At 68.3% G+C, this 26,454-nt stretch carries 25 protein-coding genes; 16 read left to right on the plus strand and 9 right to left on the minus strand.

All coding sequences use genetic code 11. From position 1 onward, the window contains the following. The first annotated feature begins 151 nt into the window (after positions 1 to 151). From ACWDNU_RS28210 to ACWDNU_RS28240, 7 genes are all read left to right on the plus strand, one after another. Positions 152 to 1,954, plus strand: a complete 1,803-nt coding sequence (locus ACWDNU_RS28210) for a glycoside hydrolase family 3 protein (RefSeq protein WP_449671129.1) — start codon at positions 152 to 154, stop codon at positions 1,952 to 1,954. Continuing rightward, entirely contained in the window at positions 1,951 to 3,213 is a 1,263-nt protein-coding gene (locus tag ACWDNU_RS28215) for an exo-beta-N-acetylmuramidase NamZ family protein (protein ID WP_449671115.1), read from the plus strand. The genes ACWDNU_RS28210 and ACWDNU_RS28215 overlap by 4 nt, the downstream gene beginning before the upstream one ends. Positions 3,214 to 3,224: 11 nt before the next feature. Next, complete coding sequence (locus ACWDNU_RS28220) at positions 3,225 to 4,979, plus strand: serine hydrolase (RefSeq protein ID WP_370933520.1); 1,755 nt, start codon at positions 3,225 to 3,227, stop codon at positions 4,977 to 4,979. 301 nt (positions 4,980 to 5,280) lie between these two features. Next, a complete protein-coding gene (locus ACWDNU_RS28225; protein ID WP_101437116.1) occupies positions 5,281 to 6,192 on the plus strand; it encodes a MurR/RpiR family transcriptional regulator in 912 nt (303 codons plus the stop codon). Positions 6,193 to 6,208: 16 nt separating this feature from the next. Further along, complete coding sequence (locus ACWDNU_RS28230) at positions 6,209 to 7,138, plus strand: N-acetylmuramic acid 6-phosphate etherase (RefSeq protein WP_449671130.1); 930 nt, start codon at positions 6,209 to 6,211, stop codon at positions 7,136 to 7,138. Between the two features lie 91 nt (positions 7,139 to 7,229). Next, complete coding sequence (locus ACWDNU_RS28235; RefSeq protein WP_449671116.1) at positions 7,230 to 8,306, plus strand: HoxN/HupN/NixA family nickel/cobalt transporter; 1,077 nt, start codon at positions 7,230 to 7,232, stop codon at positions 8,304 to 8,306. Positions 8,307 to 8,322: 16 nt separating this feature from the next. Then, positions 8,323 to 8,901, plus strand: coding sequence for a hypothetical protein (locus tag ACWDNU_RS28240; RefSeq protein ID WP_449671117.1), 579 nt, complete (start codon positions 8,323 to 8,325; stop codon positions 8,899 to 8,901). Positions 8,902 to 8,962: 61 nt separating this feature from the next. On the opposite strand, the gene ACWDNU_RS28245 is transcribed toward ACWDNU_RS28240, so the two are convergent. Next, positions 8,963 to 9,415 (minus strand): carboxymuconolactone decarboxylase family protein, encoded by a 453-nt coding sequence (locus ACWDNU_RS28245; RefSeq protein WP_344265677.1) that lies wholly within the window; start codon positions 9,413 to 9,415, stop codon positions 8,963 to 8,965. 71 nt (positions 9,416 to 9,486) lie between these two features. Between ACWDNU_RS28245 and ACWDNU_RS28250 the strand changes: the two genes are divergently transcribed. After that, entirely contained in the window at positions 9,487 to 10,365 is an 879-nt protein-coding gene (locus ACWDNU_RS28250) for a sigma-70 family RNA polymerase sigma factor (RefSeq protein ID WP_370933512.1), read from the plus strand. Between the two features lie 2 nt (positions 10,366 to 10,367). On the opposite strand, the gene ACWDNU_RS28255 is transcribed toward ACWDNU_RS28250, so the two are convergent. Further along, positions 10,368 to 11,243, minus strand: a complete 876-nt coding sequence (locus tag ACWDNU_RS28255; RefSeq protein WP_449671118.1) for an aldo/keto reductase — start codon at positions 11,241 to 11,243, stop codon at positions 10,368 to 10,370. Positions 11,244 to 11,331: 88 nt separating this feature from the next. On the opposite strand from ACWDNU_RS28255, the gene ACWDNU_RS28260 reads away from it, so the two are divergent. Further along, positions 11,332 to 11,901, plus strand: coding sequence for a TetR/AcrR family transcriptional regulator (locus ACWDNU_RS28260; protein ID WP_449671119.1), 570 nt, complete (start codon positions 11,332 to 11,334; stop codon positions 11,899 to 11,901). Here the strand turns inward: ACWDNU_RS28260 and ACWDNU_RS28265 are convergent. From ACWDNU_RS28265 to ACWDNU_RS28285, 5 genes are all read right to left on the minus strand, one after another. Beyond that, entirely contained in the window at positions 11,886 to 13,706 is a 1,821-nt protein-coding gene (locus tag ACWDNU_RS28265; protein WP_449671120.1) for a helix-turn-helix domain-containing protein, read from the minus strand. The two genes, ACWDNU_RS28260 and ACWDNU_RS28265, sit on opposite strands and share 16 nt — an antisense overlap. Next, a complete protein-coding gene (locus ACWDNU_RS28270; protein ID WP_449671121.1) occupies positions 13,703 to 15,010 on the minus strand; it encodes an MFS transporter in 1,308 nt (435 codons plus the stop codon). The genes ACWDNU_RS28265 and ACWDNU_RS28270 overlap by 4 nt, the downstream gene beginning before the upstream one ends. A gap of 34 nt (positions 15,011 to 15,044) precedes the next feature. Beyond that, on the minus strand, positions 15,045 to 15,794 hold the full coding sequence (locus ACWDNU_RS28275) for a 3-hydroxybutyrate dehydrogenase (RefSeq protein WP_370933504.1): 750 nt from the start codon (positions 15,792 to 15,794) through the stop codon (positions 15,045 to 15,047). Between the two features lie 89 nt (positions 15,795 to 15,883). Beyond that, entirely contained in the window at positions 15,884 to 16,606 is a 723-nt protein-coding gene (locus tag ACWDNU_RS28280) for a Fic family protein (RefSeq protein WP_370933502.1), read from the minus strand. Beyond that, positions 16,603 to 17,100, minus strand: coding sequence for a phosphoribosyltransferase (locus ACWDNU_RS28285; protein ID WP_116204936.1), 498 nt, complete (start codon positions 17,098 to 17,100; stop codon positions 16,603 to 16,605). Before ACWDNU_RS28285 ends, ACWDNU_RS28280 begins: the two co-directional genes overlap by 4 nt. 114 nt (positions 17,101 to 17,214) lie before the next feature. Between ACWDNU_RS28285 and ACWDNU_RS28290 the strand changes: the two genes are divergently transcribed. The 3 genes from ACWDNU_RS28290 (at position 17,215) to ACWDNU_RS28300 (ending at position 20,542) form a co-directional block, all read left to right on the plus strand. Further along, positions 17,215 to 17,793, plus strand: coding sequence for a GNAT family N-acetyltransferase (locus tag ACWDNU_RS28290; protein ID WP_370933500.1), 579 nt, complete (start codon positions 17,215 to 17,217; stop codon positions 17,791 to 17,793). 119 nt (positions 17,794 to 17,912) lie between these two features. Further along, a complete protein-coding gene (gene acs / locus ACWDNU_RS28295) occupies positions 17,913 to 19,892 on the plus strand; it encodes an acetate--CoA ligase (RefSeq protein WP_449671122.1) in 1,980 nt (659 codons plus the stop codon). Between the two features lie 137 nt (positions 19,893 to 20,029). Beyond that, entirely contained in the window at positions 20,030 to 20,542 is a 513-nt protein-coding gene (locus ACWDNU_RS28300; RefSeq protein WP_370933496.1) for a DUF6319 family protein, read from the plus strand. A gap of 62 nt (positions 20,543 to 20,604) precedes the next feature. Here the strand turns inward: ACWDNU_RS28300 and ACWDNU_RS28305 are convergent, their stop codons facing one another. Then, on the minus strand, positions 20,605 to 20,943 hold the full coding sequence (locus ACWDNU_RS28305; RefSeq protein ID WP_449671123.1) for a cupin domain-containing protein: 339 nt from the start codon (positions 20,941 to 20,943) through the stop codon (positions 20,605 to 20,607). A 121-nt stretch (positions 20,944 to 21,064) separates the two neighbouring features. On the opposite strand from ACWDNU_RS28305, the gene ACWDNU_RS28310 reads away from it, so the two are divergent. Next, positions 21,065 to 21,787: a VIT1/CCC1 transporter family protein gene (locus ACWDNU_RS28310; RefSeq protein ID WP_449671125.1), complete on the plus strand. Its 723-nt coding sequence runs from the start codon at positions 21,065 to 21,067 to the stop codon at positions 21,785 to 21,787. Here ACWDNU_RS28310 and ACWDNU_RS28315 read toward each other — a convergent pair. Next, complete coding sequence (locus tag ACWDNU_RS28315) at positions 21,784 to 23,241, minus strand: peptide MFS transporter (protein ID WP_449671126.1); 1,458 nt, start codon at positions 23,239 to 23,241, stop codon at positions 21,784 to 21,786. The genes ACWDNU_RS28310 and ACWDNU_RS28315 overlap by 4 nt on opposite strands. Positions 23,242 to 23,528: 287 nt before the next feature. Between ACWDNU_RS28315 and nhaA the strand changes: the two genes are divergently transcribed. Genes nhaA through ACWDNU_RS28330 form a run of 3 tightly spaced genes read left to right on the plus strand, consistent with a single transcriptional unit; the run spans position 23,529 to position 26,208 of the window. Then, on the plus strand, positions 23,529 to 24,713 hold the full coding sequence (nhaA, locus tag ACWDNU_RS28320; RefSeq protein ID WP_449671127.1) for a Na+/H+ antiporter NhaA: 1,185 nt from the start codon (positions 23,529 to 23,531) through the stop codon (positions 24,711 to 24,713). A 59-nt stretch (positions 24,714 to 24,772) separates the two neighbouring features. Further along, positions 24,773 to 25,270: a phage holin family protein gene (locus ACWDNU_RS28325; RefSeq protein WP_116204929.1), complete on the plus strand. Its 498-nt coding sequence runs from the start codon at positions 24,773 to 24,775 to the stop codon at positions 25,268 to 25,270. Between the two features lie 17 nt (positions 25,271 to 25,287). Next, a complete protein-coding gene (locus ACWDNU_RS28330) occupies positions 25,288 to 26,208 on the plus strand; it encodes an alpha/beta fold hydrolase (RefSeq protein WP_449671128.1) in 921 nt (306 codons plus the stop codon). The last annotated feature ends 246 nt before the right edge of the window (positions 26,209 to 26,454 follow it).

Genomic DNA, 26,454 nt, shown 5'->3' on the forward strand with positions numbered 1-26,454 from the left:
CGCTCGGCCGATGGACAACCCCGTATCGCGGTGAGTAGCTTCCCGATACCGGTGCTGCCCGGTGGACGCTTCACGACTCGCGTCCGCACCCGCGGCGGCACGCGACACTGGGAGGCAATTCGTGACGAACCGACTCGCGCGCACGCGGAGGATGCAGGTGTTCGCCGTTCCCCTTGCGGGGGTGCTCGCCGTCGGGGGGTTGAGTTCCTCGGCGTTCGCGGCGCCGAAACAGCAGCAGCAGACACCCCAGCAGCAGGCGGCGCAGCTCGACGCCGCCGCGGCACAGGCGTTGCGCGGCATGAGCCTGGAAGAAAAAGTGGGGCAGCTGTTCGTCACGTGGGTGAACGGCAAGTCCGCGGACGAGGTCAACCCGAAGAACCAGACCGACTTCGGCGTCGACACCGCCGCGCAGGCCGTGCAGAAGTACCACCTCGGCGGCGTCATCTACTTCCACAACACCAGCCGCGACAACTTCGAGAGCCCCACGCAGGTCGCGAAGCTGTCCAACGGCCTGCAGCGCGCCGCGATCTCCAGCGGCGCGCACATCCCGCTGCAGATCGGCACCGACCAGGAAGGCGGCACGGTCACGCGGATGGGCGCGCCGGCCACCGAATTCCCCAACTCGATGGCCATCGCCGCCGGCCGCGACACCGGCAGCGCGACCAAGGCCGCCACGATCCTCGGCCACGAGCTGCGCGCGGTCGGCATCAACCAGGACTACGCGCCGGACGCGGACGTCAACTCCAACCCGGCCAACCCGGTGATCGGCGTCCGGTCGTTCTCCGGACGACCGGACCTGGCCAGCAGTTTCGTGACCGCGGAGGTCAAGGGCTACCAGAACTCCGGGCCGGCGAGCCAGACCGTCTCGTCCACCGCGAAGCACTTCCCCGGCCACGGCGACGCGGCGACCGACAGTCACACCGGGTTGCCGAAGATCAACCGCACCGAAGAACAGTGGCGGGCGATCGACGTGCCGCCGTTCAAGGCCGCGATCGCCGCGGGCATCGACTCGATCATGAGCGCGCACATCCAGTTCCCGAGCCTCGACCCGTCCGGCGAGCCGGCGACGCTGTCGAAGCCGATCATCACCGGCAAGCTGCGCGGCGAACTCGGCTACAACGGCGTCGTGATCACCGATTCGCTCGAGATGCAGGGCGTGCGGGAGATGCACAGCGACGCCGAAATCCCCGTCCTCGCCCTGAAAGCGGGCGTGGACCAGCTGCTCATGCCGGTGCACCTGGACGTCGCGATCAACGCCGTGCTCGCCGCCGTGAAGTCCGGCGACCTGCCGATGCAGCGGATCGACCAGAGCGTGCTGCGGGTGCTGAAGCTCAAGCTCAAGCGCGGCATCCTGTACTCGCCGTTCAACAACCCTTCGCAGGTCATGAAGAAGGTCGGCACGCCGGAGCACCTGGCGACCGCGCAGGGTATCGCCGACCGGTCGGTCACCGCGATCGCCAACGACGCCGGAGTGCTGCCGCTCAAGCAGAAGCCGTCGACCGTGCTGGTCACCGGCTGGGGCGCGACCACGACGCAAACGCTTGCCGCCCGCTTCACCGCGCACGGCACGAAGGCGACCGCGCTGGCGACCGGACAGACGCCGACCGACGCGCAGATCGCCGAAGCCGCCAATGCCGCGAAGCAGAACGGCGTCGTCGTGGTGCTGACCAACAACCTCGGCGGATTCCCCTTGCAGGGCAAGCTTCTTCAGTCGTTGATGGACACCGGCAAGCCGGTGGTCGCGGTCGCCGCGCAGATCCCGTACGACGCCGGGTACGCGAACCCGGTGCCGACCTGGCTCGCCACCTACGGCTACATCACGCCGTCGCTCGAAGCGCTGGCGAAGGTCGTGCTCGGCGAGACGAAGCCCAGCGGAAAGCTGCCGGTCGACGTCCCGGCCGGGGCGGACGTGCACACCGTCAAGTACCCCTTCGGACACGGGCTGACCTGGTGACTCTCAACCGCAGGAATTTCCTGGCCGTTCCGGCGCTCGCCGTCCCACTACTGGCGAGCGGCTCGGCGGCGGCACAGGCGGCACCCGAAGCAACGCAAACCGGCCGGGTCCGCACCGGTGCCGAACAGCTCGCCGCGCAGGGCTGGCGTCCGCTCGCCGGACGCAAGCTCGGCGTGCTGTCCAACCCGACGGGCGTGCTCGCCAACGGGGACCACATCGTCGACTCGATGGTCGCGGCGGGTGTACGGCCCGTCGCGGCCTTCGGGCCCGAACACGGCTTTCGCGGCAGCGCGCAAGCCGGCGGTTCCGAAGGCGACTACACCGATCCGCGCACCGGCATCCCCGTGTACGACGCGTACGGCGCCAACGCGACGAAGCTCGCTTCGCTGTTCCAGAAGGCCGGACTCGACACTGTCGTCTTCGACATCGCTGACGTCGGCGCGCGCTTCTACACCTACATCTGGTCGCTGTACACGGCGATGGTCGCGGCAGCGAAGGTCAACGCGGCCTTCGTCGTCCTAGACCGGCCAAACCCCATCGGCGGACGACTGTCCGGCCCAGTGCTCGACCCGAAGTTCTCGTCCGGCGTCGGGCTGAAGCCGATCGCACAGCAACACGGCATGACCGTCGGCGAGCTGGCCCGCTTCTTCGCTGCGGAGTTCCTGCCCGGCGAAGGCGTGAAGCTGGCGAAGCTCGAAGTCGTCCAGGTACGCGGCTGGCGGCGCGACAGCTTCTTCGCCGACACCGGTCTCCGTTGGATCCTGCCAAGCCCGAACATGCCGACACCGGACACAGCGCTCGTGTACCCGGGCACAGGCATGTTCGAGGGCACTGTGTTCTCCGAAGGACGCGGCACGACAAGGCCGTTCGAAATCATTGGCGCGCCTGGCCTCGACTGGCATTGGCGCGAGGAACTCGAAAAGCTCCGTCTGCCGGGCGCTGCGTTCCGCGAGATCTACTTCGTACCCACCTTCGGCAAGTTCGTGAACCAGCCTTGCGGCGGCGTACAAGTCACCGTCACCGATCCGCGGGCCTTCGACGCGATCAGCACCACCGTCTCGATGTTCGTGACGGCCAAACGCGTCGCGCCCGACAAATTCGGCTGGCGGCCGGACCTCATGATCGACAAGCTGTCCGGATCCGCGCGGCTGCGCACCATGGTCGACGCCGGCGCCGGGGTCGACGAGATCACCGGCGCGTGGCGCGCCGAGCTCGCCGACTTCGCCCGCAGACGCCGTCCCCACCTGATCTATCGCTGAGGAGAGCGGCCATGCGTGCTAGGAAAGTGCTCGTCGCGACGTTGGCCGTATTGGTCGCGGCCACGACGACCGCGGGAGCAGCGACGATCGACAACCGACACGGCGGCTTCGCCGGGCGCTTCGACCGTCCGCAGCACGGGTTCGCTCCGGCGAGCACGAAGCTGCGCGACGGCAGCCCGGGCGAGGTCAACCTCGACCCGCAGCCGATCCGCGACGCCGAACAGTTCCTGAAGAGCTGGACGCAGCCGGACGCCAGCGGGCATCCGCACTTCTCCGGCGCGGTCGGCCTGCTCGCGCACGACGGCGTGGTCGTGGACCGCTACGCCGTCGGCGGCGCGCTCCGGTACGCGGACGCCAAGGGCACCGAACTGCCGCCGGAGCAGCAGGTTCCGATGCGCAACGACACCATTTTCGACATGGCGTCGATCTCGAAGCTCTTCACGTCGATCGCCGCGCTGCAGCTGATCGAGCAGCGCAAGCTGGACGTCAACGCGCCGGTCGTGCGCTATCTGCCGGAGTTCGGCGTCAACGGCAAGCAGGACGTCACCGTGCTGCAGCTGCTCACGCACACCTCCGGCTTCGACGCCGACCCGTCACCGTCGCTCTGGCAGGGCTATCCGGACATCCCGTCGCGGCGCAAGGCGATCCTCGACAGCCCGCTCAAGAACGCGCCGGGAAGCACGTACCTGTACTCCGACCTGAACATGCTCACCCTCGGCCTGCTGATCGAGAAGCTGTCCGGCAAGCCGCTGGACCAGGTCGTGCACGACCGGATCACCGCGCCGCTCGGAATGGTCGACACCGGCTACAACCCGCCCGCGTCAAAGCTGAACCGGGTCGCCGCGACCGAGTACGAGACGACCCCGCCGCGCGGCCTCGTGCGCGGACAGGTGCACGACGAGAACGCCTGGTCGCTCGGCGGCGTCGCCGGGCACGCGGGCGTGTTCTCGACGGCAGGCGACATGGCCGTGCTCGCCCAGACCATCCTCAACGGCGGCAGTTACCGCGGGCACCGGATCCTGCGCCCGGACACCGTCATGAAGATGCTCACGAACTACAACCAGCGCTTCCCCGGCGACGAGCACGGGCTCGGCTTCGAGCTGGACCAGCCCTGGTACATGGGCGCGCTGGCGTCGCCGATCAGCGCGGGCCACACCGGCTTCACCGGCACCACGCTGGTCATCGACCCGGAATCGCGGTCGTTCGCGTTGCTGCTCACCAACCGCGTGCACCCCACGCGCACCTGGGGTTCCATCAACCCCGCCCGCCAGGTCTGGGCGACCTCGCTCGCGAAAGCGATGGCCGTACGGCCGGTCGAAGGTCCCGACGCTTGGTACGCGAGCCTGGGAAACAACGGCGTCGCTACGCTCAGCACACAACCGCTTCCAGCGGGTGCGCCACTTAGCGTGTCCTTCGCCGCTTTCGTCGACACAGAGGGCCCGAGCGACCCGTTACAGCTGGAATCGAGCACCGACGGGGTTAATTGGCAACCTGTTCCGCTGCGGGCCTGTGGCCCGGGAGCGCCCGGCGAGGAGACGCTCGCGCTCGGCGGGCACGGGCACCGCTCCTGGTGGCAGGTGTCCGCGGAGGTGCCCGCGTCCGCCGCTACCTCGCTTCGGTGGCGTTACAGCACCGATCCGAATTACACGGGTCGGGGAGTTTCCCTCGATAGTGTGAAAGTCACCCAACGCGGCCAGGTCGTTCTCGATGGTGAGCGAAACCCCTCGGAGCTGGCCTCTTCGGGGTGGAAATTGAGCACTCGGTAGGCACTCCGCCGCGCATTGCCACCTTCGTGTCCCCACTCAGTGGAACAAGACTCCTTCGCTAGACACACTTAGTTGCCAAGTCGTTAGCTTGAGGTCGTTAACACCGTGGACTCGGTTGGCGACTTTCTTGACAACGATTAATCGCAAACCGAAGTCCGCAGACACGGACGGGTTGTGGTTCTGCCGAAGGATGTGGGTAGCCTTGTCGCAAATGCCAACGGTTAGTAACTTTCCGACGGCGGATGATACCGATTCCGTAGTCAGCAGCGCACCCTCTGAGCACTTCGCAGGTCAGACCGCGGTGCGCGACGCGGATGCGAGCCCGTTGGTTCGCATCCGCTCCCTGCTGCCCGGACTCGCCCGCGCCGAGCAGCGCGTCGCGAAGGTTGTCCTCGAGGACCCGGCCGCCGTCGCGCGCCGCAGCATCACCGAGGTCGCGCTGGCCGCGAACACCTCCGAGACCACCGTTACGCGGTTCTGCAAGGCCGTCGGCGTCGGCGGCTACCCGCAGCTGCGCATCGCGTTGGCCGCGGACACCGCCCGTACCGAAGCGCGCACCTCGCGCAACCTCGGCGGCGAGATCGGCCCCGGCGACGACCTGGCGTCCGTCATCGGCAAGGTCAGCTTCGCCGACGCGCGCGCGGTCGAAGAGACCGCCGACCAGCTCGACGTCGCCTCGCTGCAGAGCGTCATCGACCTCGTCGCCGAAGCCGGCCGGGTCGACGTGTACGGCGTGGGCGCAAGCGCTTTCGTCGCCGCTGACCTGCAGCAGAAGCTGCACCGGATCGGCCGCGTGAGCTTCTCCTGGTCGGACACGCACATCATGCTGACCTCGGCCGCCGTGCTGAAGCCGGGCGACGTCGCGATCGGCGTCTCGCACACCGGCGCGACCACGGACACCGTCGAGGCGCTGCGGGTCGCGCGCGAGCACGGAGCGGTGACCGTCGCGGTCACGAACTTCCCGCGCTCGCCGATCACCGAGGTCGCCGACCACGTGCTCACCACGGCGGCCCGCGAAACCACCTTCCGGTCCGGAGCCACCGCGAGCCGGATCGCCCAGCTGACCGTGATCGATTGCCTCTTCATCGGCGTCGCACAGCGCCACATGGAGGCGTCGGTCAGCGCGTTGGACGCCACGAGGGACGCGGTCGGCTCGCACCGGCTCGGGGTCAGACCCGACGGTCGTCGTCGTCCGCGGGAAACCGGCAAATGAACCAAGAAGCGAGGATCTGATGTCCGTCCCTTGCCAGACGGTGCACGTCGATTCGCCCACCGAACAACGAAACCCGCGCACGGTGGACATCGATCTGATGTCCACCATGGGGATCCTCGGCGCGATCAACGCCGAGGACCGCCGGGTGCCGGACGCGGTGGCCGCGGTGCTGCCGCAGCTGGCCCGTGCGGTCGACTACGCCGTCGAGGCGCTGCGCGGCGGGGGGCGCGTGCATTACGTCGGCGCGGGCACCTCGGGCCGCCTGGCGACGCTGGACGCGGCGGAACTCGTGCCGACGTTCAATGTGCCCGGCGACTTGTTCATCGCGCACCACGCGGGCGGTGAGAAGGCGCTGCGGCAGGCCGTCGAGAACGCCGAGGACGACGCGGACGCCGGCGCGGCGGAAATCGCGCACTCGGTGCGGCCTGGCGACTTCGTGCTCGGTCTCGCCGCCTCCGGGCGCACGCCGTACGTGCTCGGCGCGCTCGCCGAGGCCAGCCGGATCGGCGCGCGCACCGGGCTCGTCTCGGCCAACCCGCGCGCCGCGCAACCGCCGGGCGTGGACGTGCTGATCGCCGTCGCGACCGGACCCGAGGCCATCGCGGGCTCGACCCGGATGAAGGCGGGCACGGCGCAGAAGCTGATCCTCACCGCGTTCTCCAGCGCGACGATGATCAAGCTGGGCAAGACGTACTCGAACCTGATGGTGAGCATGCGCGCGACGAACGCGAAGCTGCGCGGCCGCAACATCCGGATCCTGCAGGAAGCCACCGGCATGACGATGGCCGACTGCTCGGACGCGCTCACCGAAGCCAGCGGCGACCTCAAGGTCGCGCTCGTGCACCTGCTGTCCGGCAGCGACGTCACCCGTTCCGCCGAGGCGCTGACCGCGGCAGGCGGGCACGTGCGCAAGGCGCTCGACACGTTGCACCTGCGCGCCGGCTGAGCTTTACCCGATTGTCCGTGAAGGGCTCCTTGAGGGAATCTAATTCCCGCAAGGAGCCCTTCACGGCTTTCCGGCACGCGAGAGGACGGCGATGACGCAGCGGCTCACTCGCGGCGACCGATGGTCGATCGGCGGCATGGCGGCCGTGATCCTGCTGCTCAACCTCGTCGGCTGGGGACTGCTTGTGCTGGTCGTCGCGCCGCAGCACTACGCGCTCGGCGCGGGCGGCACGTTCGGGATCGGCCTCGGGGTCACCGCGTTCACGCTCGGCATGCGGCACGCCTTCGACGCCGACCACATCGCCGCCATCGACAACACCACGCGCAAGCTGATGTCCGACGGGCAGCGTCCGCTGTCGGTCGGATTCTGGTTCTCCCTCGGGCATTCGACGATCGTCTTCGCGCTGTGCCTGCTGCTGTCGACGGGCGTCCGCGCGATCGCCGGGCAACTGGAGGACGGCGGTTCCGCGCTGCACGAGACGACCGGCCTGATCGGCACTTCGGTGTCCGGGATTTTCCTGTACCTGATCGCGATCATGAACCTCGTCGTACTCGTCGGGATCGCGCGCGTGTTCGCCCGGATGCGCCGCGGCGAGCTGGACGAAGCCGAGCTGGAACGCCATCTCGACAATCGCGGCCTGATGAACCGGTTGTTGCGCGGGGCCACCAAAGCGGTGCGGAAGCCGTGGCACATCTATCCGGTGGGAGTCCTTTTCGGACTCGGTTTCGACACCGCGACGGAAATCGGATTGCTCGTGCTCGCGGCGGGCGCGGCCGCGTTTGCCTTGCCCTGGTACGCGATTCTCGTGCTGCCGATCCTGTTCGCGGCCGGGATGAGCCTGTTCGACGCCGCCGACGGTGTGTTCATGAATTACGCATACGGCTGGGCGTTTTCCCGGCCGATCCGGAAGATTTATTACAACCTCACGGTCACCGCGCTTTCCGTGGCGGTCGCGCTCGGCATCGGGACCATCGAGCTGGTGACGCTGCTCGCCGAGAAGCTCGGCATCACGTCCGGTCCGCTCGCCGCGATCGCCTCGGTTGACCTGGACTACGTGGGCTTCGCGATCGTCGGGCTGTTCATCGTCACCTGGTTGGCCGCGTTCGCGATCTGGAAATTCGGGAGAATAGAGGAGAAGTGGGCCGCGCGGCTGGGTACCGCCGACTGACGCTGGAGGGGGCACCGTGAAGAGACAAGTGCTGATACTGGCGCGGGCGTTGGCGCTCGTGCTCCGCCGCCAGAGCGACGTGCCGCCGGACGGCGTCGCGATCCACTACAGCCGCACCATCCGCCCGATGTTCTGGGTGATGCTGGCGGTGAACCCGGTCGACATCGTGATGGTCGAGGTCGTGGTGAAGTCGGTGCCGGTGCGGATCGCGTTGCTGGTGCTGGAAATCCTGGGCGCGCTCGCGTTCTTGGCGATCGTCGCGACCCTCTACAAATACCCGCACTCGGTCAGCCGGGACGGGCTGCGGGTGCGGTATCTGTCCTTCTTCGACCATCGGATCCCGTTGGCCAGCATTGATTCCGTCCGGCAGGCGAGCCGATCGCTGAAGGCGCGAGGCGGCGTCAGCGTGCCCGAAGACGGGGTGCTGGCAGTAGGAATCAACCAGGCGACCAACCTCTCGGTCACCCTTCGCGAACCGCGACTGGTCGATCTCGGCCGCAAGGGCACCGTCGAAATCACTCAGCTCGACCTCTGGGCCGATGATCCACGAGCCGCCGTCGCGGCGATCCGGGACCAGTTGCCCGCGAACGTGTGAAGCTGCCGGAAGCGGCGACGGATCCCCTCGCCGCCGCGCCCGGCAACACCCCCAGTGCGGTTCAGAACGAGCCGACCGGCTGGCGGATCGCGGCGTTGAGCCGGTTCCACACGTTGATCCCGGCGATGGACAGCAGCAGCGAGGAAAGCTCTTTCTCGTCGTAGATGTCCGCGGCGGCGTCCCAGACCTCGTCCGGGACCGGGTCCGTCCGGTCGGCCAGCCGGGTCACGTGTTCGGCCAGGTCCAGCGCGGCGCGCTCGGCGTCGGTGAAGTAGGTCGATTCGCGCCACGCGCCGACGCCCCAGATCCGCTCGTCCTTCTCGCCCGCCTGCTTCATCTCCCGTGCGTGCATGTCGACGCACATGCTGCAGCCGTTGATCTGGCTTACCCGCAGGTGGATCAGGTGGTGCGTGGTCGCGGGCACGGTGCTGTCGTTCGTGGCCTTGCTCAGCGCCATCAGCGCCTTCATCGCGTCCGGCTGCACCTGGATCGGGTGGGTCATCCGAGCCTGCATGGTGATCTCCTCCTGTCACGTCCGCCGTGTTCGGCGGGTCTTGCTGGTATGACCCGGCCCGAGGAGAAGATGTGACAGTGCGGGACGAAAAACAGGACGAGAATTTTTGGGCGGCTCAGTTCGAGGAGCATCGGCCCAGGTTGCGGGCGGTGGCGTACCGGATGCTCGGTTCGTTCGCCGAGGCCGACGACGCCATCCAGGAGACCTGGCTGCGGGTCACGCGGTCATCGGGAGAGGACATCCGCAACACCGGCAGCTGGCTGACGACGATCGTGTCGCGCCAATGCCTCAACATGCTGCGCTCGCGCGCGACCCGCCGCGAGGACCCGCTGGACATCCGGGTGCCGGACCCGGTCGTGGAGACCGGGGACGGCGTCGATCCGGCGGAGCAGGAGGTCCTCGCGGACTCGGTGGGGCTCGCGCTGCTGGTGGTGCTGGAGGCGCTCGACCCGGCGGAGCGGCTCGCCTTCGTCCTGCACGACATGTTCGCCGTGCCGTTCGACGAGATCGCGACGATGCTCGACAAGAACACCGCCGCGGTCCGGCAGCTGGCGAGTCGGGCGCGCCGCCGGGTGCAGGGCGTGACGCCGGCCGGTCCGGCGGATCGTGCCCAGCAGCGCAAGATCGCGGACGCCTGGCTCACCGCCGCTCGTGGTGGCAACTTCGAGGGGTTGGTCGCGCTCCTGCACCCGGACGCCCTGCTGCGCGTCGACACTGGCGGGCTCGGCTCGAAGGTCGTGCGCGGCGCGGCCGAGGTCGCGGGCAGCGCGTCGCAGTTCCGTCCGGTCGGGTTGGTGTCGCAGTACGCGACCGTCAACGGCGGCCCCGGCATCGTCGCCCGGCGCGACGGCAAGGCGGTTTCGGTGCTGTCGTTCACCGTGGCCGACGGGTTGATCACCGAGATCAACATCCTTGCCGACGTCGAGCGGATCGCGGCGCTGAACTTCTGAGGTCAGCCGAGCCGGTCCAGGGCAGCTACCGCTTCGGCGGGCAGCTGCACCTGGCCGGCGGCGAGGTTCTCGGCGAGGTGCGCCGGAGTCGCCGTGCCCGCGATCAGCAAGGTGCCCGCGTAGCGCTGCAGGAGCCAGGCCAATGCGACCTGCGCGGGGGTAGCGCCGAGTTCGGCCGCGATGCCGGTGACGACCGGGTTTCCGGCGACGTCCTGGCCCAGTTCGAACGCGGAGCCCAGCGGGAAGTACGGAACCCAGGCGATCTCGTGTTCCCGGCACAGCTCCAGCACGGGTTCGGTGGCGCGGGCGAGCACGTTGTAGGAGTTCTGCACGCAGACGATCCCAACCGGCAGCGCGTGCCGGAGCTGGTCCGCGGACACGTTGCTGAGCCCGAGCGAGCCGATCTTTCCCGCGTCGCGCAGGGAAATCAGCTCGGCCAGCTGGTCGTCGATGTCGACGACCTGGTCGCCTTCCGCGATCAGGCCGGGTCCGGCGTCGGCGCGGCGCAGGTTGACCACGTCGAGTTGTTCGACCCCGAGCGACGCCAGGTTGGCCTCGACCTGCGCCCGCAACTGCTCCGGTTGTTGCGCGAGCCGGAGCCCTTGCGGGGATTCCTCGGCGCCGACCTTGGTCACCACGACCAGGTCGTCCGGGTAGGGCGAGAACGCTTCGCGGATCAGGTCGTTGCAGCGGCCGTCGCTGTAGAACTGGGCGGTGTCGAGGTGGTTCACCCCTGCTTGAATCGCGTCGCGGAGCAGTTTTACCTGGTCAGCGCGGTCGGTGCCGGGGCGGCCGAGTTGCATCACGCCGTAGCCGATTCGCGCGACCTCGCGGCCGGCGAGCTTCGCGGTGCCGCCTGGAGAGGTGGTTGCCGTCATGAGGAAAGACTCCTGCCGTGGCATAGTGGAAGTTGATGCGGAGGCGCCTCCGTATCACCACCGTAGCAGAACCGGAGGATCCTCCGCTTTGTCGAGCCCGAAGAAACCGCGCGCGGACGCTGAACGCAACCGTCTGCGCCTGCTCGCTGCTGCCCGCAAGGCGTTCGGCGAAGGCGACGAGCCCGTCACGCTGGAGAGCGTCGCACGCGAAGCGGGTGTCGGCATTGGCACGCTCTACCGCCACTTCCCTACCCGCGAAGCGCTCGTCGAAGCGCTGTACCGGGACGAGCTGGCGCAGGTCGTCGCGAGCGCGCCGAAGTTGCTTGAGACCGAGAAGCCGCTTCGCGCGCTGCGTCGGTGGATGGACCGCTTCGCCGAGTACGCGAGCACGAAGCACGACATGGCCGACACGCTGCGCGCGATCATCGAGGCGGGCACTGTCGACATGACGCAGGTCCGCGCGGAGTTGACCGAGGCTGTGCAACTGATCCTGGACGCGGGCGTTGAAGACGGAACGCTTCGGGCTGACGTTCGCGCGCAAGACGTCGTCGTGACTGTGGTCGGCGCGTGCAGCATGCGGACGCTGCCGGGCGGGCCGGAGCAACTGGGCCGGATGCTCGACCTGATTCTCGCCGGAGTCCGTCAACCGCCGAGCTGATGCACCCGCAACGCTAGCTGGATCTCCAGCGAACGCTCCGGTTCACGCCAGTCCTCGCCCAGCAGTGCGGCCAGGCGTTCCATCCGCTGCGCGACCGTGTTGACATGGACGTGCAGTGTTTCCTTTGCTCGCGCCAAATTCCCGCCTGCCGCGTAGTACGCGCGCAGCGTGCCGACGAGGTCGGTGCCGCGGCGGGCGTCGTAGTCGAGGACCGGGCCGAGCGTTGCCTGGACGTAGCCGGACAGGTCGGAATGGCGGCCGAGCAGGACGCCGAGGAACCCGAGGTCAGCCATCGCCGCGCCGTCGCCTTCGCGGCCGAGAGCCAGCAGTGCATTAACGCATCGAACAGCTTCAGTGTACGCCTGCGCCAACGCTTCCGGGCCATTCGCCGGACCGGCTGCGCCGACGGTCACCGGACAGTCCACAACAGACTTCAGCTCAGTCGCGATCCGTGCGGCAGCAGGCTGATCCGGTGCGAGCGCGACGACTTGTTCCGCGTGGACACCGACCAAATCGCCGTACCGTGCACAGGCGGCAGCGAGTCCGCGTCGAGAAATGCCGGAAGCGTGCGCGACCAAAACCGTGTGCGGCGAAGACAAATCGACGCCCAACCGGCGGGCGCGAGCCATCAAAGAACCCGGGTTGCGGGTTGGCGCGGTGAGCAGATCGGTCAGCAACTCGCCGCGAACCTGGTCCTCGGCCTGCGCTACAGAGCGACGGAGCAGCAACAACAACGCCGTGACGACAGCGGCCCGCTCAAAGAGTCGGCGATCGTCTCCGGCCAGCTCCGGACGTCCAGATAACGTCAGACTGCCGAGCAATTCCCGGCCCGCCCGCACAGCACAGACCCAAAAATCCTTTGTAGACACCGCGCGGCCATTGGCATGCGACGAAGCCACCGCAGCAGCGTCAAAAGCGACCGAGGTACCGGCCAGCAGCCCGCCTTCCTCGTCGTGCACGGCGATCGAACCACGCAACACTCCGGCCACTTCCGCTGCGACCGCAGGCAGATCCGCACCGCCGAGCACGAGGTCCATCAGCCGGTCGTGCGCGTCGTCGGCGCGGCGCATCGTCGCGTTGGCTGCGTTCAGTTCCGCGGCCGCCGAACGAGTTTCGTCCAGCAGATGCGCGGTGTCCAACGCGATCGCGGCGTGCGCGGCCAACGAAGACAACAGCGCGACCTCCGCCGTCGAGAACGCCCGTGACGAGCGGTCGGACGCGTACAGCACGCCCAGCACCTTGCCGCCGATCGCCAGCGGCACACCGAGGATCGCCTTCAAGCCCTCCTCGCGGACGCCCGCGTCGATCGGGTTCGTGTGTCGGAACCGCTCATCCTCGAAATAGTCCGCAGTCGCGTAGGGACGCGCGGTCTGTGCAACGAGACCGCCAAGGCCTTCGCCCATTCCGAGGACAATTTGTTGAAACAGCGCGGAAACTGACCCATCCGTGACCCGGATGTACGTCTCGCCGTTCGCCTCGTCGTTCAGGCTGAGGTACGAGACGTCGACGCCCAGCAGCGTCCGCGCGCGGCGGACGATCGACCGCAGCACCGCGTCCGGGTCGCGCAGCCGGGCGAGGTCGCTCGCGGTGTCGAACAACGCGGTCAGCTCGGCTTCCCGCCGCCGGTGCTCGCTGAGCGTCTCGCGGATCCGCAACGCCAGTTCGGTCGCCGAACCGATCGCGGCGGACTGCTCCGCGGACAACCCCCGGGCGGCGACGTGCGCCAGCTGCTCGCTGCTCGCTCCGGCGGCGAGCAGTTCGAGCAGCCGGCGATACGCCTCGGCGGTGGGATCCACACCCGTCATGCTGTCATTGAAGCCTGCCGTTCGGCGGCCGTCTCGTGCAACGACGCGCCGCGCGTCTCGCGGGCGGCGAGCAGCGCGACCAGCGACAACAGGCACATCGCGACCACGTAGACCGAAACCGGCACCGTGGAGTGGTACGCCTCGAACAACGCCACCGCGATCAACGGCGCGACCGCCCCGGCAGCGATGGACGACAGCTGGCCGCCGACGGAAAGCCCGGTGTAGCGCACCCGCGTCGGGAATTGTTCGGCGAAGAACGCCGCCTGCGGCCCGTACATCGCACCGTGCACGACTAGCCCGACCACGGCCGCACCGATCACCGACCAGGTCGTGCGCAGGTCGAGCAGCCAGAAGAAGCCGAACGACCACGCAGCCATTCCGACGACGCCGAACAGGTACACCGGCTTCCGGCCGATCTTGTCGGACAGCAAGCCCCACAAGGGAATCGTCACGAAATGCACCGCCGAGGCGACGAGCACCGCGGTCAGGCCAGTCGCTTTCGGCAGCCCGAGCCCGGTGGTCACGTAGACGAGAATGAACGCGGTGATCACGTAGTAGGACACATTTTCCGCGATACGCGCACCAAACGTCACTGCCAGCGCACGGAAATGCCCGCGGAAGACGTCGACAATCGGTGCCTGCTCACGCTCGTCCGCAGCCGCCTTCGCCGCGATGAACACCGGCGATTCCGAAACCGCCAGCCGGATCCACAGGCCGAGCACGACCAGCACCCCGGACAGCAGGAACGGAACCCGCCAGCCCCAAGCCTGGAAAGTCGCGTCCGACTGCGCGGACGCCAGGATCGCGAGCACCGCGGTGGCCAGCAAGTTTCCCGCCGGAACGCCGGTCTGCGGCCAGGACGCCCAGAACCCGCGCCGCCGGTCGTCGCCGTGCTCGGACACCAGCAGCACCGCGCCGCCCCACTCGCCGCCGAGGGCGAAGCCCTGGATCAGCCGCAGCAGCGTCAGCAGGACCGGCGCGAGCACGCCGACCGCGCTGTACGTGGGCAGCAGCCCCATCGCGAACGTCGAGCCGCCCATCATCAGCAGGCTCACGACCAGCAGTTTCTTGCGGCCGATCCGGTCGCCGAAGTGACCGAACACGAGCCCGCCGATCGGCCGCGCGAGGAATCCGACGGCGTAGGTGAGCAACGCCAGCAAGGTGCCGGTGAGCGGGTCGGCGGTCGGGAAGAACAGTTTGTTGAAGACCAGCGCGGCGGCGGAGGTGTACAGGAAGAAGTCGTACCACTCGATGGTGGTTCCGATCAGCCCGGCTCCGACGACGCGCAGCAGCTTTTTGTCCATAGTGGACTCCACTCCGTTGTGGGGAAAGGGGATTTCAGCCAGCGGTCCAGCCGCCGTCAACGGGAAGCGACGCGCCGGTCACGTGCCCGGCGGACTCGCCGCACAGCCACACCACGAGATCGGCGACGTCGGAGGGTTCGATCAACCGCTTGATCGCGGCTCGGCGCAGCAAAACCTGTTCGAGGACTTCTTCCGGCGGCACCCCGTGCTCGGCCGCCTGCGCTTCGATCTGCCCGGTGACAAGCGGCGTACGGACGTAGCCCGGATTCACGCAATTGCTGGTCACGCCGTGCTCAGCGCCTTCGAGAGCGGCCACTTTGGACAGTCCCTCGAGCGCGTGTTTCGCCGTGACGTAAGCGGCTTTGTACGGACTCGCCCGCACGCCATGAACGCTGGACATGTTCACGATCCGTCCCCAGCCACGCGCGTACATCGCGGGCAAGCACTGGCGGATCAGCAGAAACGGCGCAGTCACCATCAACGACTGAATGAAGGCGAACCGCTCCGGCGGGAATTCCGGCAACGGCGCGACGTGCTGCACGCCCGCGTTGTTGACAAGCACATCGACATCCGCGGGCAGGGTCGCCAGCGCCGCCGAATCGGTCAGGTCCACCGCGTGCGCCTGCCCGCCGACCTCGGCAGCCGCCGCCTCCGCCCCGGCGACGTCCACCACGTGCACCTTCGCCCCGGCCGCGCCGAACGCCCGCACGCAGGCCAGCCCGATGCCGCTGCCGCCGCCAGTCACCAGCACGGTGCGGCCGGCGAGGGAACTGTCACTGGTCATGGCCGGAAACAGTAAGTCGCTCCGACCAGGGCGACCATGGGTCAAACCACCATAGAATGTCGTTCGGCGATGTGGTCAGGCCACACTGGTCAGCCAGCGGCCGAGGAGATGCTCCGCGCCTCGCTTGCCCCAGTTTCGAAGGCCTCGCAGCAGAAGAGCAGCCACTCGCGCACGCCGTCCGACGTCCCGCTGGCGAACCCCTGCGCCAGTTCGACATACCGCGGAACGCGCCGGAAGTACGCGACCTCCGGCACCGTCAACGCCTTCGGGTCAAGGCCGGTCGCGACCATCGACAGCCGCGCCGCCGCCCGGGCGACCACTCCGTCCGCCGAGCCGAACGGGGCCAACGCGAGAAGTTCACCGTGCACGACCGCGGTCAGCACCGGCCCCGGCACGGAAGTCGCGCCGGTGACGAGCTGAGCCAGCAGCTCCAGCCGCTCGCCGCCGCGCTGCGGACGGCCGAGCTGATCCGGATCGGAGACCACATCGGACGCGGCCAGCAGATGCAGCCGAGCCAGCGTCTGCAACGGAGCCCGTCGCCACGTCGGCAGCAACGACTCCAGTTTTTCCGCCACCCGCAACGATCCGGCGAGCAGCGGATCGGTCACCGAACCGTCTTCTGGCAGCTCGGGATTAGCCCCGTCGATCCCCGCCGAAGCCCGGGCGGCACGAACCGAAGCCTCAGCCGCGGTCTCCGCCCCGCCGCGCAGGTTCGCGGGCAAGCGGTGCACGGCGAAGATCGCGTCCTGCGCTGCCTTGGCCGCCGCGGCAACGCCGTCCAGCTCCAGCAGCGGCTTCAGCGGGTCGCTCATGCGTCCAGCACCTGCCCAGCGCGCTCGACCACCGGAGGCAGCACCGACCACGGGAAGTTGATCCACCGGTCAGTCCGCTTCCACACGTACTCGCACTTCACCGTCGAAGCGGGCTTCTCGTAAACCACCGCGCACCGCACGTCCGCGACGTGGTCGGCGCAGAAGTCGCGGACCAGCTTGAGCGTCGCGCCGGTGTCCGCGACGTCGTCGGCCACCAGCACCTTCTTGTGTGTGAGATCCACCACGTTGGGCACCGGCGGCAGCATGACCGGCAGGTCCAGCCGCTGGTCGACGCCGGTGTAGAACTCGACGTTCATCACGTGCAGGTTCTTCACGTCGAGCGCGTACCCGAGCGCGCCGGCGACGAACAGCCCGCCGCGCGCGATGGACAGGATGAGGTCGGGGACGAAGCCGTCCGCGGCCACCTCCTGGGCCAGCTCCCGGCTCGCCGAACCGAACAACTCCCAGGTGAGGTTTTCTCGCTCCTCGGCCATGCGCGCTCTCTTTCTCCGGGTGGTCCAGGGAGCATAAGCGGCCGAATAGTGGACTGCTGAAATGACCGGTAAATGGCACTTCGACACTGCCACTTGCCGCCGTAGCGTGATCGCGTGACCTGGAGCGAGCACCCCATTCTGTCCGGCCGCCACGTACGGCTCGAACCCCTCACGCCCGACCACGCGCCCGGCCTGCTCGAGGCCGGAGGCGACCCGGGCATCTGGGCCTGGCTGAGCGTCCGCCAGCCCGCCGACCTCGGCGAAGCCGAGACGATGGTGAAGGACGCGCTCGCCGACCCTGACCGCCGTCCGTGGGCGCAGATCGACGTCGCGTCCGGCCGCGTCGCGGGCACCACTTCTTATTACCAGGTAGTAGCGAAACACCGGATCCTGTCGATCGGGCACACCTGGATCGGCGCGGATTTCCAGCGCACCGCGCTCAACACCGAGGCCAAATTCCTCCTGCTGCGCAACGCCTTCGAGGACTGGGGAGCCCAGCGCGTCGCGTGGGAAACCGACAACCGCAACCTCCGTTCGCAACGCGCCATCGAACGGCTCGGCGCGTTGCGCGAAGGGGTGCTGCGGGCGCACCGGATCCGTCCGGACGGCACGACCCGCGACACGGTGCTCTACTCGATGACGGACGCCGAGTGGCCGGGCGCCCGTGCCCGGCTGCTCGCCCGCCTCGGCTGAGCCGTCGCCGCACTCCGCTTGGCGCTGTGCGCGCAACGTGGCTGCAACCTTGTCGTAGGCGGACTAACGTCGCTAGCGTTCCCTGAGCCGCGGGTCCGCACTACAGGAGGCTTTGCACCATGACCGAGCAGTCCCCAGCGTTGGACAACCTGCTCACGGAGAGCCGCACGTTTCCCCCCAGCGACGAGTTCGCTGGTCAGGCGAACGCGAAGGCCGATTTGTATGCGACGGCGGACGCTGACCGGGAGCAGTTCTGGGCCGGGCAGGCGGAGCGGTTGTCGTGGGACACCAAGTGGTCCCAGGTATTGGACTGGACCAATGCGCCGTTCGCGAAGTGGTTCGTGGGCGGGAAACTGAACGTCGCGTACAACTGCGTGGACCGGCACGTCGAGTCCGGCCACGGGGACCAGGTCGCGATCCACTGGGTCGGCGAGCCGGGCGACACGCGCGACATCACCTACGCGCAACTGAAGGACGAGGTCTCGAAGGCCGCGAACGCGCTGGCGTCGCTGGGTGTCGTGGCCGGGGACGTCGTGGCGATCCAGCTGCAGATGGTGCCCGAGGCGATTTTCGCGATGCTGGCGTGCGCGCGGATCGGCGCCCTGCACAGCGTGGTGTTCGGCGGCTTCTCGCCGACGGCGCTGCGCGCGCGGGTGGACGACGCGGCGGCGAAGATCGTGATCACTTCGGACGGCCAGTACCGCCGGGGCAAGGCCGCGCCGATGAAGGCGAACGTCGACGAAGCCTTGCAGGGCGCGGAAACCGTGCAGAAGGTCATCGTCGTCAAGCGCACCGGCAGCGACCTCGAGGGCGAGACGCCGTGGACCGAGGGCCGCGACCTGTGGTGGCACGAACTGGTCGACGGGCAGTCCGCCGAGCACAAGCCGGAAGCGTTCGATTCCGAGCACCCGCTGTTCATCCTGTACACCTCGGGAACCACGGGTAAGCCGAAGGGCATTCTGCACACCTCCGGCGGCTACCTGACCCAGACCGCGTACACGCACAACGTCGTGTTCGACCACAAGCCGGGCGAAGACGTCTATTGGTGCACCGCCGACATCGGCTGGATCACCGGGCACTCCTACATCGTGTACGGGCCGCTGGCGAACCGCGTGACCCAGGTCGTCTACGAGGGCACGCCGAACACGCCGCACGAGGGCCGACACTGGGAAATCATCCAGAAGTACAAGGTCTCGATCTACTACACCGCGCCGACGCTGATCCGCACCTTCATGAAGTGGGGCGAGGACATCCCGGCGAAGTACGACCTGTCTTCGCTGCGGGTGCTGGGAAGCGTCGGCGAGCCGATCAACCCCGAGGCCTGGATCTGGTACCGCGAAAAGATCGGCGCGAACAAGACGCCGGTCGTGGACACCTGGTGGCAGACCGAAACCGGCGCGATCATGATCTCGCCGCTGCCCGGCGTCACCGCCGCCAAGCCGGGTTCGGCGCAGCGCGCGCTGCCGGGCATCTCGGCGAAGGTCGTGGACGACACCGGCGCCGAGGTCCCGCACGGCGGCGGTGGATACCTGGTGCTGGACAAGCCCTGGCCGTCGATGCTGCGCGGCGTGTGGGGCGACGACGAGCGCTTCCGCGACACCTACTGGTCCCGCTTCTCCGAGCAGGGCTACTACTTCGCGGGCGACGGCGCGAAGTACGACGGCGACGGCGACATCTGGCTGCTCGGCCGCGTGGACGACGTGATGAACGTGTCCGGGCACCGGATCTCGACCACCGAGGTCGAGTCCGCGCTCGTGTCGCACCCGACGGTCGCCGAGGCCGCGGTCGTCGGCGCGACCGACCCGACCACCGGACAGGGCATCGTCGCGTTCGTGATCCTGCGCGGCAACGCGGTCGACGGTGGCGATGACGCGGTGCAGGAGCTGCGCAACCACGTCGCGAAGGAGATCGGGCCGATCGCGAAGCCGCGGCAGATCATGGTCGTGGCCGAGCTGCCGAAGACCCGCTCCGGCAAGATCATGCGCCGGCTGCTGCGCGACGTCGCGGAGAACCGGCAGATCGGCGACGTCACCACGCTCGCCGACTCGTCGGTCATGGACCTCATCTCCTCCGGACTGAACTCCGGCAAGGAGGAGTAAGTTCTTCACCGTCAGGAAGGGACCCTCCCGGCTGGGAGGGTCCCTTCCTGCATTGATCCCCTGAAAGTGCGGGCATCGAACGCATGTTCTAAGATGCCCGCGTACCCAACCCAGATCCGGGCAAGGAGACGACACGAATGTCCGTGGAAGCCTTGACGCACGACGAGGACACTGCGGCCGAGACGGCAGCGGCGTCATCGCCGCAGGCCGCCGGCACCCCGGAGGCCCCGGAAGTCGCCGAGCCCGCTGCCGCCCCGGCGGCTTCGGACTCCGCCCCGGCGGACGCCGCGAAGCCGGAGTCCACTGAGGAGACCGCGGCCGTCGACTCGCCGAAGCCGAAGCGCGGCCGCCCGAAGGCCGCGGCGTCGACGGCGAAGAAGACCCGCACCGTGGAGCTGACGCTGACCGTCACCGGCACGGCGGACGGCGAGTGGCAGGCCGAGCTGAAGAACGGCGCCAAGTGGGTCGCGAAGGGCCTGGCCGTCCCGGCCGCGGCGGTTTCGCGTGCGGCCAAGGAGCTGCACGAAGAGCTGTCCGGTCCGATCGACGAGGTCATCAACGCCGCCCGCGAGGCGCAGGCCGCGAAGGTCGCGCAGCTGGAGGCCGAGCTCGAAGCCGCGAAGGCGGCGCTGGCCGAACTCGACAACTGAGCTAGACCCGGTTCGCCCGGGTCCGGCGTCCACTGTGGCGCCGGGCCCGGGCGTTCGTCGTTTCAGCCCACGGGCGGCCGTCCCGGCAACGGGGCTTTGAACTCGATCCACCGGCTGTCCGTCAGCGCTTCGACGTGATGCCGCACGCCGCGCGGATGCACGATGACGTCGCCCGGCCCGAGTTCGGCCCAAACTCCGTCGACCGTCCCCCGCAGCTGTCCTTCCAGGACATGCACGATGCTGTCGTGGTCGTGGCTGTGCTCGGCCGACGCGACGCCTGCCGGATAACGGATTTCGTACGCCAGGCCGTGCTCGGCGCGCGCCCGCTCCCGGATCTGCCCGGCACCGCCGCGCAACGGCTGCCCCTCCACCACCGACAGCGTGCGCCACTCCCGCTCCATCCCGGCAGCCTATTCGCCGGGTCAGGCAAGGCACAATTCATTGAGGATTGCCTTTCTTAACCGCATTCCAGCAGTATGGGAAAATGTCGCGCGGAAACAATTTCCGTGATTCACTGAAGCGGTGACCGAAACGATGGGCGACGCGGTGCACGCGCACGAACCGCACGAGGACGTCGGCGGCAAGCTGAACTGGCTGCGCGCCGGGGTTCTCGGCGCGAACGACGGGATCGTGTCCGTCGCGGGCATCGTCGTGGGCGTGGCCGGAGCCACCGCGGACAGCACCACGATCCTCACCGCCGGAATTGCCGGGCTCGTCGCCGGCGCGTTTTCCATGGCGGGCGGGGAATACGTGAGCGTGAGCACCCAGCGCGACACCGAACGCGCGCTGCTGCGGCTCGAGAAGCACGAACTGAAAACGATGCCGGAGGCCGAGGAACGCGAACTCGCACAGATCTACGAGGACAAGGGCCTCTCGCCGGAGCTGGCGAAACAGGTCGCGCGCGAGCTGACCGAAAACGATCCGCTGCAGGCGCACGCGGAGGCCGAGCTAGGCATCGACCCGGACAACCTGACCAGCCCGTGGCAGGCCGCGTGGGCGTCGCTGCTGGCGTTCTCCGTCGGCGCGCTGCTGCCGTTGCTGGCGATCGCCTGGACGTCGGTCAGCGTCCGCGTCTGGGCGTGCGCGCTGGCGGTGGTCGTCGGCCTCACGCTCACCGGTTTCGTGAGCGCGAGGCTCGGCAACGCGCAGGTGGGGCGCGCGATCGCGCGCAACGTCGGCGTCGGCGCCCTCACCATGCTCGTCACTTACTTCGTCGGGGTGCTATTCGGCACCACCGTGGGTTAGTGCACGCCGCGCATCAACTTGCGAATCAGCGGAATCAGCGCGAGCAGCACCACGCCGACCACGATCGCGGTGCCGCCGATGATGCTGAAGTACGGCACCTCGTCCTTCGGGTCGTAGGACTGCGCGAGCTTGCCCGACATCGCCGTGCCCAGCGACACCGAAAGGAAGTTCAGCGCCACCATCTGCGTGCGGAACGCCTTCGGCGCGAGCTTCGTCGACAACGACAGCCCGACCGGCGACAGCATCAGCTCGGCGATGGTGAACACCAGCAGGATGCCGGCCAGCGCGATCAGCGGGCTGCCGTTCTGGCCGGTGTGCGCCATCGGCAGGAACAACAGGAACGCCGCGCCCATCAGGACGGTGCCGAGCACGAACTTCATCGGCGTCGACGGCTGCTTCGGCCCGAGCTTCGTCCAAATCGCCGCGATCACCGGGGCGAACACGATGATGAAGACCGGGTTGATCGAGTTCACCCACGACACCGGCATCGTCCAGCCGAACAGGTCGCGGTCGAGCCGCTGGTCGCTGTAGACCGAGACGACCGTCGCCTGCTGCTGGTACAGCGAGAAGAACGCGGCGCTCGCGATGTACATCGGGATGAACGAAAACACCCGGCTGCGCTCGTCCGAGGTGATCTTCTTACTGGTCAGAATCGCGACGAAGTACACCACCGAGATCGCGACGACCACGTAGACCACGACGTCGGCGAGGTTGTCCGGGGTGACGACGCCGGACATGATCAGCGCGACGACCGCGGCGATGATCACCACGGCGACGCCGATCACGAGCGCGCGCTGGGTCGACGGCAGCGGGTTCGGCACCTCGGACGCCTTCGCGCCGAGGTTCTTCCGCCCGATCGTGTACTGGATCAGGCCGAGCGCCATGCCGACCGCGGCGAGCCCGAAGCCGAGGTGGAAGCCGCCGTTCTGCTGGGCGAGCCCGGTCAGCAGCGGGCCGATGAACCCGCCGATGTTGACGCCCATGTAGAAGATCGTGAACCCGGCGTCGCGCCGCTCGTCGCCCTCGGCGTACAGCGTGCCGACCACGGAGGTCGCGTTGCCCTTGAGCCCGCCGGACCCGAGCGCGACGCACGCGAGACCCACGCCGACGCCGGTCAGCCCGGGCAGCACGGCCAGTGCGATGTGCCCGAGCATCACCACGATGGCGCTGTAGAACAGCGTGCGTTCGGAGCCGAGCAGCCGGTCGGCGATCCACGCGCCGACGACCGTGGCGAGGTAGACCGTGCCGCCGTACGCGCCGACGATGCCGAGCGCGGCGCTCTGGTCGATCCCCAGGCCGCCCTTGTCAGCCTGGTAATAGAGGTAAATGGCGAGGATGCCCTGCATCCCGTAGAAGGAGAAGCGCTCCCACATCTCCACGCCGAAGAGGTTCGCCAACCCCCGCGGGTGCCCGAAAAATCTGGTATCGGCCTGGGCGTCGATCGGGGTGCTCACTACTGCCTCGTCCCTGTATTCAACATCATTGTCGTTCTCTCCTCGCATGCTAGAAGGCGAACAGGTGAACGAAAAACCGGCGTCAGTATGGACTAGACAACTTGGCCGACGCGACCGGCTGACCTGCGTTTGCGCTCAGGGCGGCGCGATGCGAGCGTCATCGGGCAGCCATGGGTTGCCGTTCGTCACAACGGCCGGTAATCGGCGACTGCGGACGGTAAACTGGACATCGGTGTGCCGGGAAGTCTGGTCGGCGGGAGATCCGCCGTCCCCACAAGGAGTTTTTCGTGACCCCAGCCCGCGCCGTCGCCGAATTCGCCCGTTTCCTCCGTACGGAAACCACTGGCGGGCTCATCCTGCTCGCCGCCACCGCGGTCGCGCTGGTCTGGGCCAACTCCCCGCTCGCCCCGGCGTACGAGGCGCTGCGCGACTTCCGGATCGGCCCGGAATTCCTGCACCTGAATCTCACCGTCGGAGACTGGGCGAAGGACGGCCTGCTCGCGCTGTTCTTCTTCGTCGCCGGGCTTGAGCTCAAACGAGAACTCGTGGTCGGCGAGCTGTCCCGGTGGCGGCAAGCCGTGCTGCCGGTGATCGCCGCGGTCGGCGGGATGGTCGTGCCCGCGGTGCTCGCGCTCTCGATCGCCTGGAACACGCCGGAGGCCGACCGGGCGTGGGCGATTCCGGTGGCCACGGACATCGCGTTCGCGCTCGGCGTGCTCGCGCTGACCGCGTCGAACCTGCCCAGCAGCGCGCGGGTGTTCCTGCTTTCCCTTGCCGTGGTGGACGACCTCGGCGCGATTCTCGTCATCGCGATCCTCTTCACCAGCAGTTTCAACCTGCTCGCGGCGGCGGTCGCGGTGGCCGCGCTCGGGCTTTACGCCTTCCTGCAGCACAAACGCGTCCGCTCGCCGTGGCTGTACGTGCCGCTCGCGCTGATCACGTGGGTCGCGGTGCACTCGGCGGGCATCCACGCGACGATCGCCGGCGTCGCGCTCGGGCTGCTCACTCGCGTCCGCGAGGACGAGGGCGAGGAGGAAGCGCCCGCGGTCCGGCTCGAACACCGCCTGCAGCCGTGGTCAGCGGCCGTCGCGGTGCCGGTGTTCGCCTTGTTCGCCGCGGGAATCTCGGTGAACGGCGAGGCGCTGTCGACGGTCTTCACCACCGCGTTGCCGCTGGCTGTCCTCATCGGACTGGTCGTCGGCAAGTTCGTCGGCATCTTCGGGGCGAGCCTGCTGGCGGTGAAGCTGCACGTGGCGGAAAAGCCCAGCGGAATGAGCTGGCGAGACGTCGCGGCGCTGTCCGTTCTCGGCGGCGTCGGGTTCACCGTCAGCCTGCTGATCGCCGAACTCGCGCTGCCCGCGGAAGCGGCCGAAGTGGCCAAGGCTGCGGTCTTGATCGCCTCGGCGATCGCCTCGCTGACGGCCGCCGTACTGCTCTTGCGGCGCAGCCGAGTACACGCGAAGGCGGCTTGATCCCGACACTCCCGCCGGTCCGTCGCGCCTCGCATACGGTCACGTGGCACGATGACCCAGTGAGCAGCCCCAAACACGAGCGCACCAGCCCCGACGGCGTGGGGGCCGTGCCGTACCTGCCCCTGTCCAGCGACGAGGAAGCCGCGGCGAGCGAGCAGTCCATCGGCAAGCTCGTCGGCGACGCCACCCAGCACCTGTCGACGCTGGTCCGCGCCGAAATCGAGCTGGCGAAAGCCGAGCTGGCGCAGGAAGCGAAGAAGGCGCTCAAGGGGACGGTCTTCTTCCTGATCGCCCTCACCGTCTTTCTGTACAGCACCTTCTTCCTGTTCCTGCTGATCGCCGAGGGTCTGTCGGACTGGTGGGGCATCCGCTGGCCCGCGTTCGCGACGGTGTTCGGCCTGATGCTGGTCACCGTGGGCGCGACCGCGTTCCTCGGCTGGCGCAAGGTGAAGAAGCTGCGCGCGCCGGAGCGCACCATCAGCAGCGTCAAGGAGACGGCTGAGGCGTTCAAGCGCAAGCCCGCCGAAGACGACGACCTGCCCTCGACGCAGGGCTGACGCCAGCCCTCGCGGTGGTGGAGCTGACGCCGGACCCGTCGAGCGTGCGGGTCGACGGCCCATGGACGCATCGCGACGTCTCGGCCAACGGCATCCGCCTGCACGTAGCCGAATGCGGCGAGGGCCCGTTAGTGCTGCTCCTGCACGGCTTCGCCGGCTTCTGGTGGACCTGGCAGCACCAACTGCCCGCACTGGCCGACGCCGGTTTCCGCGCGGTAGCGGTAGATCTGCGCGGCTACGGCGACTCAGATAAGCCTCCCCGCGGCTACGACGCCTGGACCCTGGCGGGTGATGTCGGCGGCCTGATCAAGGCCCTAGGCGCCCGCCGGGCACACCTGGTCGGCCACGCCTGGGGCGGCATGCTCGCCTGGACTGTCGCCGCCCTGCACCCGCGTCTCGTGTCCTCAGTAACCGCCATCGGCGCTGCGCATCCCCTGGCGTTCAAGTCAGCGGTGAAGCGCACCAGCAGCCAAATCCGCGCAGTCGGCCACCTTTTCCGCTTCCAGGTCCCGATGGCCCCAGAGAAATGGCTGGTCCGCGACAACGCGGCGGCCGTGGAAGAACTCTTCGCCAAATGGTCCGGCGAGCCTTGGCGGTCCTCTTCGGACTTCACCGAGACGATGCCCGCCTTCCGCCAAGCGATGCTGGTCCCAGGCGTCGCCCACTCCGCCCTGGAGTACTACCGCTGGGCCTTCCGCGCCCAGTTCCGCGGCGAAGGCAGGCGCTTCACCGACGCCGTCGAGGGACGCATCGCAGCGCCCGTACTGCAACTGCACGGCGCGGACGACACCTGCATCCTCCCGGAAACCGCACTGGCGTCGGTCCGCTGGGCAGGCCCGCACAGCGAACCCAAAATCTGGCCAGGCATCGGCCACTTCCCCCACCTGGAAGACCCAACCCGGGTAACGAAATCCGTAGTGGACTTCATCAGTACATGAGGGGAACCCTGAGGGAACCAGATTCCCTCAGGGTTCCCCTCACGTCCCTAAAACCGCAGCCGATGCACCCAACAATCGGTGCACCCAGCCCCTCCCCCGCACCCCGATATGAAGCTCTCCTGCGGTCTGGGGTGGCTTGTCAAGGCATCTTTCCCGCCTTGACAGCCCTCGACCTCACGCGGGGAACGCATCTCGGTGTCGTTGGGGGATTCGTCGGCGCCGGAGCGGGCGCGGCGCTGCCGCAAC

Source organism: Amycolatopsis sp. NPDC003676 (genome assembly GCF_053587275.1).